Annotated in this window: 12 protein-coding genes; 2 read left to right on the forward strand and 10 right to left on the reverse strand. The window is 69.8% G+C overall.

From position 1 onward, the window contains the following. Nucleotides 1–3 precede the first annotated feature (3 nt). Complete coding sequence (locus RM788_RS09695) at nucleotides 4–885, reverse strand: hypothetical protein (protein WP_315931237.1); 882 nt, start codon at nucleotides 883–885, stop codon at nucleotides 4–6. A 114-nt stretch (nucleotides 886–999) separates the two neighbouring features. Beyond that, entirely contained in the window at nucleotides 1,000–1,386 is a 387-nt protein-coding gene (locus RM788_RS09700) for a YchJ family protein (RefSeq protein ID WP_315931238.1), read from the reverse strand. Nucleotides 1,387–1,487: 101 nt separating this feature from the next. Between RM788_RS09700 and RM788_RS09705 the strand changes: the two genes are divergently transcribed. Together RM788_RS09705 and RM788_RS09710 are read left to right on the forward strand one after the other, a co-directional pair. Then, the gene (locus RM788_RS09705) at nucleotides 1,488–2,480 is read left to right on the forward strand and encodes a glutathione S-transferase family protein (protein ID WP_315934599.1); all 993 of its coding nucleotides are present in this window, start codon (nucleotides 1,488–1,490) and stop codon (nucleotides 2,478–2,480) included. A gap of 24 nt (nucleotides 2,481–2,504) precedes the next feature. Next, complete coding sequence (locus tag RM788_RS09710; RefSeq protein WP_315931239.1) at nucleotides 2,505–2,681, forward strand: hypothetical protein; 177 nt, start codon at nucleotides 2,505–2,507, stop codon at nucleotides 2,679–2,681. A gap of 1 nt (nucleotide 2,682) precedes the next feature. On the opposite strand, the gene RM788_RS09715 is transcribed toward RM788_RS09710, so the two are convergent. The 8 genes from RM788_RS09715 to ilvD form a co-directional block, all read right to left on the reverse strand. Further along, a complete protein-coding gene (locus tag RM788_RS09715; protein ID WP_315931240.1) occupies nucleotides 2,683–3,060 on the reverse strand; it encodes a MerR family transcriptional regulator in 378 nt (125 codons plus the stop codon). Between the two features lie 221 nt (nucleotides 3,061–3,281). Beyond that, nucleotides 3,282–3,902, reverse strand: coding sequence for a chloramphenicol phosphotransferase CPT family protein (locus RM788_RS09720; RefSeq protein WP_315931241.1), 621 nt, complete (start codon nucleotides 3,900–3,902; stop codon nucleotides 3,282–3,284). Continuing rightward, nucleotides 3,866–4,780: a DUF3592 domain-containing protein gene (locus RM788_RS09725; protein ID WP_315931242.1), complete on the reverse strand. Its 915-nt coding sequence runs from the start codon at nucleotides 4,778–4,780 to the stop codon at nucleotides 3,866–3,868. The genes RM788_RS09720 and RM788_RS09725 overlap by 37 nt, the downstream gene beginning before the upstream one ends. Before the next feature lie 70 nt (nucleotides 4,781–4,850). Then, nucleotides 4,851–6,545: an ABC transporter family substrate-binding protein gene (locus tag RM788_RS09730; RefSeq protein ID WP_315931243.1), complete on the reverse strand. Its 1,695-nt coding sequence runs from the start codon at nucleotides 6,543–6,545 to the stop codon at nucleotides 4,851–4,853. 113 nt (nucleotides 6,546–6,658) lie between these two features. Further along, entirely contained in the window at nucleotides 6,659–8,788 is a 2,130-nt protein-coding gene (locus RM788_RS09735) for an ABC transporter ATP-binding protein (protein WP_315931244.1), read from the reverse strand. Beyond that, nucleotides 8,788–9,831, reverse strand: coding sequence for an ABC transporter permease (locus RM788_RS09740; protein WP_315931245.1), 1,044 nt, complete (start codon nucleotides 9,829–9,831; stop codon nucleotides 8,788–8,790). Before RM788_RS09740 ends, RM788_RS09735 begins: the two co-directional genes overlap by 1 nt. A gap of 13 nt (nucleotides 9,832–9,844) precedes the next feature. Next, entirely contained in the window at nucleotides 9,845–10,819 is a 975-nt protein-coding gene (locus RM788_RS09745; protein ID WP_315931246.1) for an ABC transporter permease, read from the reverse strand. A 528-nt stretch (nucleotides 10,820–11,347) separates the two neighbouring features. Continuing rightward, the gene (gene ilvD / locus RM788_RS09750; RefSeq protein ID WP_315931247.1) at nucleotides 11,348–13,045 is read right to left on the reverse strand and encodes a dihydroxy-acid dehydratase; all 1,698 of its coding nucleotides are present in this window, start codon (nucleotides 13,043–13,045) and stop codon (nucleotides 11,348–11,350) included. Nucleotides 13,046–13,145 lie beyond the last annotated feature (100 nt).

Here is a 13,145-nt window from a genome sequence, read left to right on the forward strand (position 1 = left end):
CCGCTAGGCCGCGGCCGCCCGTGCCAGGACCAGGTCGAGGCGTTCGACCTGGATCCTCCGGTCGAGGTAGACCAGTGCGACGACGGCCGAGTAGAACGGGGCCGTGAAAGCGCTGACGACAACACCGACGAGGCTGCTGAGGAAGATCATCGGGGTGGACAGCGCCGCAACGCCCTGGGTGAACGTGCCATCGATGAAGACGCTCGCCGTGAAGGGGAGGCCGGCCAGGAAAGTGATCATCATGACGGTGGCGTAGGCCGCGGTCAGGATGCCGAAGGTGCTCCACCAGGCGTTGCGCACGAGTGCCCGCGAGTGCGTGAACGAGCGCCTGACCGGCAGCTTCTCGAGGACGAGCGCGGGAACCGCCAGCGAGAACACGACCGCGACCCAGACGCCGGGCAGGAGGCAGAACAGGGTCGCGATGACCACGGAGATCAGGTAGAGGATCGACACGGCGACCAGGTGCCACGCCCGCGGCCGGAGTTCCGCCCACGCCTCCGCGGCGGTGATCGGCTTCCCGAGGACCGCCCGGCTGACCACCACGGTCACGAGGCCCGTCAAGAACGTCTGGACCAGAGCGCTGACCCCGAGCGACACCGAGGACGCCGCCATCTGCTGCCAGAACAGGCCCCAGAACTCCGCGGGCACGCCACGGCCCGGCCGCATGTCGACCAGCATCCGCTGGTAGTCGGCCGAGATCGTCAGCACCACGAGCAGGCTGACGCCCTGGGAGAGCAGCAGCAGGAGCGCGCTGGGCACGACCAGCAGTCCGAGGTGGCGGCGCACCGTCCGGAAGGCGCCGGAGAAGATCTCGCCGACGTTCAGGACGCGGAGCGGGATCACCCCCGGCTTCGGCGCGGGCGGCGGTGCCCATGGCGCGGGCATCGGTTCGGGTGTGCTCGGATGCGGTGTGGTGTCCACGTGATCGTCCCCCCGGTCGACTGGGGACGACGATAGTGAACGTGAGCGCTTCTCGGGTCCGGTTCGCTCGAATCCGGGTCAGGTCACAGCGTCGAGGTACACCCACAGGCCGTTGTCGCGCCGGAAGCGGCTGTTCTCGTGCAGGTCGAACCGCTGGCCGCCGTCCAGGTAGTGCGCGCGGAACTCCACCGTGCCCTCGCGGTGCAGCACTCCCCCGCCGGTGGTGCCGAGCACCTCCAGCCGCGTCCACCGCTGGGCCGGGTCGAGGTCCAGCGACGGAGGCCGGGTCGTCGGGTCCCAGGTGCGCAGCAGGTAGTCGACGTCGCCGACCGCGAAGGCGCTGTAGCGCGAGCGCATCAGCAGTTCGGCGGTCGCCGCGGAGGTGCCGCCGCTGTGCGCCCTGCCGCAGCAGTCGCCGTAGGAGTTGCCGAGCCCGCACGGGCAGGGAGAGGCTGTGGTGATCACACGCGAGCGTTGTCCTGGCACGCGGACGATTGTGACCGACGCCGAACGAGGGAGACGAGACGGTGGCAGCGGACGACAGCGCGGACTTCGAGCGCACGCCGATGAAGTTCGTGGACCGGGTCACGGCGGACGCGGCCGACGGCTGGCCGGTCGAGGCGGGGCGGTACCGGCTGGTGGTCAACCGGGCGTGCCCGTGGGCGCACCGGTCGGTGATCGTGCGCAGGCTGATGGGCCTGGACGACGCGATCTCACTGGGCGTGACCGACCCGATCCAGGAGGACATCGAGGGCGCGGTGCACTGGGTGTTCACCGCGGAGACCGGCAGCCCCGGCGGGCTCGATCCGGTGCTCGGCGTGCACGCGCTACGCGACTCCTACCTCAAGCGCGCCCCCGACTACGACGGCGGGGTGAGCGTGCCGGGGCTGGTGGACGTGCCCAGCGGCCACCTGGTGACCAACGACTACGACCAGCTCACCCTCGACCTGGAGTCGGAGTGGACGGCGCTGCACCGCGAGGGCGCGCCGGACCTGTACCCGGTGGAGCTGCGGGACGGGATCGACGAGCTGAACGACCACGTGTACCGCAACGTCGCCAACGGCGTGTACCGGTCCGGGTTCGCGCCGTCGCAGGCGAGCTACGACCGGGCGGTGCGCGGGGTGTTCGAGGGGCTGGACGGACTGGAGGACCGGCTGACCCGGCAGCGCTTCCTGATGGGCGACCGGATCACCGAGGCCGACGTCCGGCTGTACCCGACGCTGGCCCGCTTCGACGCGGTCTACCACGGCCACTTCAAGTGCAACGCGCGCAAGCTGATCGAGTACCCGGCGCTGTGGGCGTACGCGCGGGACCTGTTCCAGACCCCCGGTTTCGGCGACACGACCCACTTCGACCACATCCGGCGGCACTACTACGGGGTGCACGTGGCGATCAACCCGACGGGCATCGTCGCGGTCGGTCCCGACCCGGCCGGCTGGCTCACGCCGCACTTCCGCGAGCAGCTCGGCGGCTCCCCATTCGGCGACGGCACCCCGCCGGGACCGCCGCCCGCCATCGACCGCGTGCCCGCGGTCGTCCCCTCGGCCGCCACCAGCTGACCGCCCGGCCCGTGCGGTGCCACCATGCGCGAACGGCTGCGCCACAAGTACGACAAGCACCCGCGCAAGCTGCACGCGGGCAGTGAGGAGGACGCCGCGCGCTACCGCGTGTACAACGACAAGTACACCGTGCTGCGCCAGATTCAGTCCACTTTGGACATCGAGGAGGTCGGGCTGTCCCGGCGCGAGATCGCCGAGTAGCTCAGACCTCGACCGCCTCCACCCACGCGCACCCGGACTCGGGACTGCCGCTGAACACGATGATCTCGTCGAGCTTGTCCCGCGCCCGCAACAGGTCCTCGATCTGCCGATCGATGCGCGCCCGTTCCGCGGCCAGCGCCGCGCGCGACTCCGGCGTGCTGGCCATCGACACGACGCACGGCAGCAGCCCGCGGATCGCCTTGCTGGACAGGCCCGCGGAGTACAGCAACTGGATCAGGTCCACCCGCTCCACGGCCGCGTCGTCGTACTGCCGCTGCCCTCCGCAACCGCGCTCCGACGTGAGCAGCCCCTGCTCCTCGTAGTACCGCAGCGACCGCACCGCCACACCGGCCTTCGCGGCGAGATCCCCGATCCGCACGACGCCTCCACTCGTGACCTGGGTGGTCGTTGTAGCTCACATACGTGTCAGGTTTCAGCGTAGCCGATCCTCTGCGTGCCCCATGTCCCGTGTCAGCAGGAACGCGGTCCGCAGCGGGCGCGGTGACGCCCCCGCCACGAACTCCTTCGGTACCCCCACCGCAGTCCTCCCGGCTCGCCCGTCCCCCGCACTACCGGTCGGGCGGGCCGAGGGGTTGCGGATCAGCGGGCCCGCAGCCGGTCGAAAGCCCGTTCCCGGACGGGTTCCGCGAGGAACGCCTTGATCCTCAAGGCGCAGTCGAGGGGGCTTTCGACGCCCGTGTCGCACTCGACGTCGTACAGGCCGTGCGCGTGCACCAGCGCCAACTGCGACTCCGCCTGCCCCGGCTCCCGGTCACCCCGCGCGATCTCCCGGCGGCGCAGCTCGTCGACCGGGCAGTGGACGCCCACGAAGACGACGTCCAGCCCCTCCAGCACGGCAAGGCAGTCGACCAGGCGCCAGGGCTCGCTGAGCAGGTGGTCGACCACGACGTCGTTGCCCGCCTGCGCCATGCCCGCCACCACCCGGTGGAAACCCGCGCGAGTGCGCCTGAGCACGTCGGCGAGTTCCGCCGGACCGAGTTCGAGGGTGCGTTCCTTCGCCCGCAAACCGTTGACGACGTCCACGCCCAGGTGGAAGTACGGCGTGTCCAGCACGCGCAGCAACTGCTCGGCGATGCTCGTCTTGCCCGAACTCGACACCCCGTTCAGGAAGACCACGCGCCCCTTGCGGTCGCCCGCCTGCCCCGACTCCCGGTCACCGCCGCTCAGGACGGGTCCGCTCCGCGCCAGGCGGCGACCCACAGGCCCATGCCCGCGGTCACCAGGGTGGCGGCGAGCCAGCCGCTGAAGCCGCTGCCGTCGAGGTAGGCCCAGAACAGGCCGATGAACGGGGCCGGGATCACCAGCACGGCGTCGCCGCGGAGTTGGCGCGGCCAACCGGCAGCGCGGGCGGCGGCCACGACGTCGGGATCCGGTTCGGACGGGCTGTCGCCGCGGCGGCCGCGGGGGTGCTTGGAGGTGACGGGACCGGACGGGTACAGGAGCACGTCGCCGGTCTGGACCACGACGAGCCGGTCGCGCTGGGGGTCGCCGTGCAGGACGACGTCGGCCGGGGAGGGCATGGCGACCAGGGCGGGGTCGTAGTAGACGGGGATCCAGCGTTCGCGGGGGCCGTCGACCTCCAGCCAGGAGCGGACGATGAGGCCGGACTGGACGCGGACGCGGCGGACGCGGGCCTTGCGGGTGGGGCGGCGGGCGGCGCGGGCGCGGGTGAGCAGGCGCCAGGCGGTGGCGGCGAGCACGAGCAGGACCACGGCGGCGGTGAACGCGAGGCCGCTGAGGGCGCGGTCGGCCTGCACCAGCAACTCGGCGCCGGGCATCACGACGTGGTCGGGGTCGGCCGGGTCGTAGGCGACCTGGGTCTTCTGGCCCGGCGCGGGTGGGCGGCCGGGGACGTCGACCAGGGCTGTGCGGTAGGTGCCGTCGGGCAGCGGCCAGTTCAGCTCCACGGTGTTCTGCGCGACCCGCACGACCTGGCCGACCGCGCGGCCGGTCAGCGCGCCGATGCGGTCGGACGCCGAGGTGAACGACAGCAGCGCCGCCACCGCGACACCCGCGCACAGCACGAGGACGACCGCCACCGCGGCGACGCCGTGGCGCACCGCCCTGATCCGGAACAAGCGAACTCCTCCTCCACAGGCCGACGGCCCGGCGGGGAAACCCACCGGGCCGTCGGGGAAAGCACCGCTATCAGCTGGTGAAGCCGATGTGGATGTAGTCGTACGGGCTGTTCGCGAAACCGACCGCGCCGAAGTTCGCGATGTTCTCGCGGACCGCGACGGCACCGGGGCTCTGGAAGATCGGCAACTGGTGGCCGGACTTCCAGATCGCCTCGTCGATCTGGTTCGCCAGGTCGGAGCGCTTGGTGTCGTCGAGCTCGCTGTTGGCCTCGTCGAACAGCTTGTTGATGTCGTCGCTGCCGACGCGGCCGTAGTTCTGGTTCACGTTGGCCGGGTCGAGCGCGTAGATCGACTTCGAGGAGCTGATCGGGAACGCCGTGCTCAGCCAGCGGAACGAGGTGATGTCGAAGTCACCGACGTTGATGTGCGACTTGAAGAAGTCCGCCGACGGGACGGCCTGGATGTCGACCTTGACGCCGACCTCCTTGAGCTGCGTCTGCACCAGCTTGGAGACCTGGTCGCTGGTCGGGTTCGGGGTCGGGATCACGAAGCGGATCGCGAGGTCCTTGCCGTCCTTCTTGCGGACGTCGCCCTCGAGCTTCCAACCGGCGTCGTCGAGCCCCTTCTTGGCGGCTTCCTTGTCGAACTTCGCGACCGCGGCGTTGTCCTTGTACTCCTTGGCGCCCAACAGGAAGATGTGGTTGCCGAGGACCTTCGGGTCGGGCTGGATCGGGCCGAGGATCGCCTTGGAGATCGTGGCCGTGTCGATGCCCTGCATGACCGACGTGCGCACCTTCGCGTCGCTCATGACGGCGGAGGCGGCACCGTTGAACGTCAGGTGGTTGTAGTCGGGGGTGACGGCCTGGCGGATCTTGATGCCGGGCGTCTGCTGCGCGCGCTTGTACAGGTCGACGTTGGAGCCGATGTCGTACCAGTCGATGGCGCCGTTGGCGAGCGAGTCGGCCAGCGCGGTGCGGTCGATCACCCGGAAGGTGATCTTGTCCAGCTTCGGCTTCTCGCCCCACCACGCGTCGTCGCGGACCACCGTGACGAGCTTGCCGGTCAGGTCGATCGTGCCGATCTTGAACGGACCCGCGGTGAGCTTCGGGCCGTCGACCCAGCCCTTGTTGAACTCGTCCGCCGTGGCGTTGAGCGACTTCGGGTACAGCGGGCCGAAGAGGCTCTTCCACTCGGCGAACTTCTTCTTGAAGGTGACCTTCACCTCCTGGTCGGAGGCGCCCTTCTCGACCTTCTCGATGTCCTCGTAGCCCGTGGTGGACGCGGTCAGGAACGCCGGGTCGGTGCCGTTGTTCGCCTTCGCCTGCGCGGCGAAGTCCTCCCACGAGAAGGCCGTGCCGTCACTCCACTTGGCCTTCGGGTTGAGCTTGTAGGTGACCACCTGCGGGTCCTGCGACGTGACCGACGCGTCCTCGAGGTAGTCCTTGTCCATCGCGATCGTCGAGTCGGCGTTCTGGCTGAAGATGTTCGGCATGACCGCGGAGATCATGCGGGCACCCGAGGCGACGGTGCCGTCGACGTTGTTGTAGTTCCAGTTGTCCGCCAGGGAGTCGACGGGCCACTTGAACTCGCCGCCCTCCTTCAGCTTGGACACCTCGACGGGGTTGATGTCGTCCTTGCCCTGCTCCTGCTGGTCAGCACCCTTGAGCCCCTGGTCGCTGCCCGTGGGACCGCTACCGCACGCGGTCAGCACCAATGCAAGCGCGGCCACCGGCGCGGCCACCCTGGCCAATACACGTCGACTCACTGTCGTGAACCTCCCTCATGCCTGGCCGCGTACGTCGTGGCCCGGTTCGTGCGCCCGGACGCCCCGCGTCCGGAAACCTCTTTGCCCCGTGTCCTGCACCGTAGGTGTGCGACTCAGAGGACTTGCCTGGTTTGAGCGAAGTGGCAGGCGGCCTCGTGGTCCTCGCCCTGTTCCTGGCGCGGCGGCTCCACCTCGACGCACGTGCGCTGCTTGTCCTCCGGCAGCGTCGCGTGCAGGAAGCAGCGGGTGCGGAACCGGCAGCCCGACGGCGGGTTGGCCGGGCTGGGCAGGTCGCCCGTCACCAGGATCCGCTCGCGCTGCCGCTCCTTGACCGGGTCCGGGATCGGGATCGCCGAGAGCAGCGCCTGGGTGTACGGGTGGCGCGGCGCGTCGAAGACCTGGTCGACCTGGCCGATCTCGACGATCTTGCCCAGGTACATGACCGCGACCCGGTCCGCGATGTGGCGCACCACGGACAGGTCGTGCGCGACGAAGAGGTAGCTCAGGCCCAGCTTGGCCTTCAGCTCCTCCAGCAGGTTGATCACACCCGCCTGGATGGACACGTCCAGCGCCGACACCGGCTCGTCGAGCACGATCAGCTTCGGTTCCAGCGCCAGCGCCCGCGCGATGCCGATGCGCTGCCGCTGCCCGCCGGAGAACTCGGCCGGGTAGCGGGACGCGTGCTCGCGGCGCAGCCCGACCAGGTCCAGCAGTTCGGGGATGCGCTTGTCGATCACCGACTTCTCGAACCCGTGCACCTGGAGGGGTTCGGCGATCACGTCGAAGATCGGCAGCCGGGGGTCGAGCGCGGCCATCGGGTCCTGGAACACGACCTGGAGGTCGCGGCGGATCGCCTTGCGGGACTTGGCGTTCAGGGTCGCGGCGTCCTGCCCGAGCACGGACAGCGTGCCGCCCATGGGCTTCTGGAGGTTGAGGATCTCCATCAGCGTGGTCGTCTTGCCGCAGCCGGACTCGCCCACGACGCCGAGCGTCTCGCCCTCGCGGATGTCGAACGAGATGCCGTCGACGGCGTGCACGGTGCCGACCCGGCGCTTGAGCACGACGCCCTTGGTGACCGGGTAGTGCTTCACCAGGCCCGAGAGCTGGAGCACGACCTTGCGCTCCTCGCGGGGCACCTTCGCGATCGGCGCCACCTCGATCACCTCGGCGCCGAAGATCTCCACGGCCGCCTCGGCGCCGTCGGTGTCCTTGGCCGCCAGCTCGTCGGTGCGGATGCAGGCCGCGCGGTGCTCGGGCGAGCCGTCCACGTCCACCAGTTCGGGCTCCGCGGTGCGGCAGGCGTCGATCTCCATCGGGCAGCGCGGCGCGAACGGGCAGCCGGGCGGCAGGTCGGTCAGCGACGGCGGCTGGCCCACGATCGGCACCAGCGGCTGCTTCTCGCCGACGTCCAGGCGCGGGATGGAACCCAGCAGGCCCAGCGTGTACGGCATCCGGGGGCGGGCGTAGATCTCGTCGACCTGCCCGGTCTCCACGGCCTTGCCCGCGTACATCACCATCAGCCGGTCGGCGAAGCCCGCGACGACGCCCAGGTCGTGGGTGATGATCACGATGCCCGCGCCGGTGACCTCCTGCGCGGTCTTGAGCACCTCCAGCACCTGCGCCTGCACCGTCACGTCGAGCGCGGTGGTCGGCTCGTCGGCGATGATCAGGTCGGGGTCGTTGGCGATGGCCATCGCGATGACCGCGCGCTGCCTCATGCCGCCGGAGAACTCGTGCGGGAACGCCTTGGCGCGCTCGACGGCGTTCGGGATGCCGACCAGGTCGAGCAGTTCCACCGCGCGCTTGGCGGCGGCCTGCTTGGAGATCTTCGCGCCGCGGTGCACCAGCAGCGCCTCGGCGATCTGGTCGCCGACGGTGTAGACCGGGGTCAACGCCGACAGCGGGTCCTGGAACACCATCGCGACGCGCTTGCCGCGGATCTTCGACAGCTCGCCGTCGTTCAGGCCGATCAGCTCGCGGCCCTGGAACTTGATGGAGCCGGTGATCCGCGCCTGCGGGGGCAGCAGGCCCATGACCGCGAGCGAGGACACCGACTTGCCGGAGCCGGACTCGCCGACGATGCCGAGCACCTCGCCGGGCGAGACCTGGTAGCTCAGGCCGCGCACCGCGCGCACCCGGCCGGACTCGCTGGGGAAGGACACCGCGAGGTCGTTGACCTCGAGCACCGGGCCGGTCGGGGCGGGCCGGTCGGCGGAGTCGAAGAGGAGTTCCGCGCTGGTCATCAGGCTTTTCCTCCGCCGGACGTGGTGGTGCTGGACGTGGTGGTGTCGGGTTCCGGGACGTGGGACGGGCGGTCCTCGTCCAGGTCGGCCTTCTTCTCGCGCTTGCGGCCGCGGGAGGACGTCGGGTCGAGCGCGTCGCGCAGGCCGTCGCCGACGAAGTTCACGGCGAGCACGAAGACCACCAGGAAGCCCGCCGGGATGAGGAACAGCCAGGCGTAGGTGAGCGCCGAGTCGCTGCCGGACGCGATGAGCGTGCCGAGCGAGACGTCCGGGGTCTGCACGCCGAAGCCGAAGTAGCTCAGGCCCGTCTCGGCGATCACCGCGGAGCCGACGTTGATGGTCGCGTCGATGATCAGCAGCGACGCCATGTTCGGCACGATGTGCTTGAAGATGATCCGCCCCGGCGACTGCCCCATGTACCTGGCGGCCTTGACGAACTCGCGCTCCTTGAGCGTGAGCGTCATGCCGCGCACGATGCGGGCGGTGATCATCCACTGGAACGCCGCGAGCAGCAGCACGAACAGCAGCCAGGACTTGCCGCGGAACGCCGGGCTGAGGATCGCGATGATCAGGAACGACGGGAGCACCAGCAGCAGGTCGACCACCCACATCAGGCCCTTGTCGACCCAGCCGAGGAAGTAGCCCGCCACCGCGCCGACCAACGCCGCGAACCCGGTCGAGATGACCGCCACCAGCAGACCGATGAGCAGCGACTTCTGGAGTCCGCGCATGGTCTGCGCGAACATGTCGGTACCGATCTTGTCGGTGCCGAAGATGTGGTCCGGGTAGGGCGCCTGGAGGAACGCGGTGTAGTCCTGCTCGTCGTAGCTCCACTTGGACAGCAGCGGGCCGACGAACGCCAGCAGGTACATCAGCACGATGACGACCAGGCCGAAGAGCGCGAACTTGTTGCGCAGGAACCGGGTCAGGACGAGCCTGCCCCTGGTCGTGGACTTGCCGGGATCCGGCGCGGCGTCGACGGGGCTGCCCGAGGCGGCACCCGAGGTACCCGCGGAGTCGCCCTCGTTGAGGATTACGGTCACGTCGTCACCCTGCCTAGATGCGGATTCGGGGGTCGAGAGCCGCGTAGAGCACGTCGGCCAGCCATCCGGAGAAGAGCACGCAGACCGCGACGAACAGCGTCACCGTGGCCGTCACGTTGGTGTCCTGCGTGGAGATGCCGGTGATCAGCCAGTCGCCCATGCCGAACCAGCTGAACAGCCGCTCGGTGAACGTGCCGCCCACCACCAGCAGGCCGAAGCCGAACGCGAACAGCGTGGCCATCGGGATCAGCGCCGTGCGCAGGCCGTGCTTGAACAGCGCCTTGCGGCGGGTGAGGCCCTTGGCCTGCGCGGTCCGCAGGAAGTCGCTGCCCAGCACGTCGAGCATCGACGAGCGCTGGTAGCGGCTGTAGTAGGCGACCTGGCCGAGTGCGATCGTCAGCGTCGGCACGATGAGGTGCTGCACCCGGTCCAGCAGCGACGCTATCCAGCTGCCCTCGAAGCCCGGTGTCGTCTCGCCGGTGAACAGCAGGACGTTGTCGCCCATCGAGTTGTTCAGGTTCTGGGCGCCGAGCTTGAGCACGGTGCCGAGCACGAACACCGGCGTCGACAGCACCACGAACGAGAACAGGGTCGCGAGGTAGTCGCTGAACTTGTACTGGCGGATCGCGCTCACCACGCCGAGCAGCACGCCGAACAGGATGCCGATCGTGATGCCGAGCAGGAACAGCCGCAGGCTCACGCCCACCCGCCTGCCGAGCTCGTCGGTGATCGGGCGGTCGGCGATCGTCCGGCCGAAGTCGCCTTGGACTACGCCACCCATCCAGGTGAAGAATCGCTGCGGAATCGGCTGGTCGAGGTGCAGGTCGTGGCGCTTGGCATCGATCGTGGCGGCCGGCGGCGGCGGATTGCGCTGCTGCAGCACGCCAATGGGGTCGAATGTGATGGAGGCCAGGCTGAAGGCTAGGAACGTCGCGACGAACGCCAGCACTACGTAGTTGACCAACCGCCGCAACAGGAATCCGGTCACCTGTGCTCAGTCCTTCCGCGGGTGCAGTGCGACGTTGACGACGGACATCGGCGCCAACCGAAGTGCCCGCTTCTGGCGAAGAGATTAGACATGGCCGCCGTCCGATGATGGGACCGCCCCACGTGTCACGCGCCCAGGATGGTCTGACCTGCGTATTAGCCGTGTGAAACGTGTCGTGCAGGCGAGCAGCATGGCCGATCGGAGGCCTTCGTGACCACTCGGCGACGACGATCCAGCGCCTTGCAACCGGCTCAACTCCCAATTGGGACGAGTTCGTGACCATCGCTCGCACAGGGGAAACGCACGCGTTACCCAAGGCCCCTCCGGACAACCCGTACTTCGGGCAGTCTTTTTGACCGTTCACACTTCCGCTAACGCGTCCCCCGGTCGAGTGCACCCGTTCTTGTGAACGTTGAAAAGTATGCCGAACACCATTTGTTCGAGTAGGGGTTGAGGCGTCGGGCGACCTGCTGAAACGGTCAAGGGGTGTCCGATTTCCGGACACCCCTTCCACCCCGCGGGAAATCCCTACCCGCAGACGGCCCCGCCCGACGCCGAGCCGACCAGCTTCGCGTACTTCGCCAGCACGCCGCGCCGGTAGCGGGCGGGGAGCGGTTCCCAGCCCTCGCGGCGGGCCGCCAGCTCGGTCTCGTCGACGTCGAGGTCGAGCGTGCCGGTGGCGACGTTCAGCGTGATCGGGTCGCCGTCGCGGACGAACGCGATCGGGCCGCCGTCGACGGCCTCCGGGGCGACGTGGCCGACGCACAGGCCGGTGGTGCCGCCGGAGAACCGGCCGTCGGTGAGCAGCAGGACGTCCTTGCCGAGGCCCGCGCCCTTGATGGCCGCGGTGATGGCGAGCATCTCGCGCATGCCGGGACCGCCCTTGGGGCCCTCGTAGCGGATGACCACGACGTCCCCGGCGGTGATCGTGCCGTCCTCCAGCGCGTCCATGGCGGCGCGCTCGCGGTCGAACACCCGCGCGGTGCCGGTGAACACGTCCGAGTCGAACCCGGCGGACTTCACGACGGCGCCGTCCGGCGACAGCGAGCCGCGCAGGATCGTGATGCCGCCGGTCCGGTGGATCGGCTTGTCCATGGCGCGCAGCACGACGCCGTCGGGGTCGGGCGGGGCGATGTCGGCCAGGTTCTCGGCGACCGTGCGGCCGGTGACGGTGAGGCAGTCGCCGTGCAGCAGACCCGCGTCCAGCAGGGCCTTCATCACCACCGGCACACCGCCGATGCGGTCGACGTCGGTCATCACGTGCCGCCCGAACGGCTTCACGTCCGCCAGGTGCGGCACCTTCGCGCCGATCCGGGTGAAGTCGTCCAGGCTCAGCTCGACCTCGGCCTCGTGGGCGATGGCCAGCAGGTGCAGCACGGCGTTGGTCGACCCGCCGAAGGCCATGACGACCGCGATCGCGTTCTCGAACGCCTCGCGGGTCATGATCTGCCGCGCGGTGATGCCCTTGCGCAGCATCCCCACCACGGCCTCGCCCGAGCGCCGGGCGAACCCGTCGCGCCGCAGGTCGGGGGCAGGCGGGGCGGCGCTGCCCGGCAGCGACATCCCCAACGCCTCGGCGGCGCTGGCCATCGTGTTCGCCGTGTACATGCCGCCGCACGCGCCCTCGCCGGGGCAGATCGCGCGTTCGATCAGGTCCACGTCGGCGCGGCTCATCAGGCCGCGCGCGCAGGCGCCGACGGCCTCGAACGCGTCGATGATCGTGACTTCGCGCTCGCTGCCGTCCGAGAGCTTCACGCTGCCGGGCAGGGTCGAGCCCGCGTAGAGGAACACGCTGGCCAGGTCGAGCCGCGCGGCCGCCATGAGCATGCCGGGCAACGACTTGTCGCACCCGGCGAGCAGCACCGAGCCGTCGAGCCGCTCGGCCTGCATCACGGTCTCCACGCTGTCCGCGATCACCTCGCGCGACACCAGCGAGAAGTGCATGCCCTCGTGGCCCATCGAGATGCCGTCGGACACCGAGATGGTGCCGAACTCCAGCGGGTAGCCGCCTGCCGCGTGCACGCCCTCCTTGCTGGCCTTCGCCAGCCGGTCCAGCGACAGGTTGCACGGGGTGATCTCGTTCCACGACGAAGCGACCCCGATCTGGGGCTTCACCCAGTCCTCGTCGCCCATGCCGACGGCCCGGAGCATCCCGCGCGCGGCGGTGCGCTCCAGGCCGTCGGTGACGTCGCGGCTGCGCGGCTTGATGTCGGGGGTCTCGTTCATGGTCGGAACCTAGTCCTCCGCCTTCCCGGTCACACGCGGGCGCGCCCCGAGCGCCCGGCGGACTCACCCGCAAGTGGCGTCAACGCCAATGGCCAACGGA

Origin of the sequence: Umezawaea sp. Da 62-37, assembly GCF_032460545.1 — a bacterium.
Classification (GTDB): Bacteria; Actinomycetota; Actinomycetes; order Mycobacteriales; family Pseudonocardiaceae; genus Umezawaea.

Excerpts from the sequence above, each read along its gene's own strand:
- RM788_RS09735 (WP_315931244.1), bottom strand. The coding sequence starts at position 8,788 with ATGACCAGCGCGGAACTCCTCTTCGACTCCGCCGACCGGCCCGCCCCG.
- ilvD (WP_315931247.1), bottom strand. The coding sequence starts at position 13,045 with ATGAACGAGACCCCCGACATCAAGCCGCGCAGCCGCGACGTCACCGAC.
- RM788_RS09695 (WP_315931237.1), bottom strand. The coding sequence starts at position 885 with ATGCCCGCGCCATGGGCACCGCCGCCCGCGCCGAAGCCGGGGGTGATC.
- RM788_RS09705 (WP_315934599.1), top strand. The coding sequence starts at position 1,488 with ATGAAGTTCGTGGACCGGGTCACGGCGGACGCGGCCGACGGCTGGCCG.
- RM788_RS09710 (WP_315931239.1), top strand. The coding sequence starts at position 2,505 with ATGCGCGAACGGCTGCGCCACAAGTACGACAAGCACCCGCGCAAGCTG.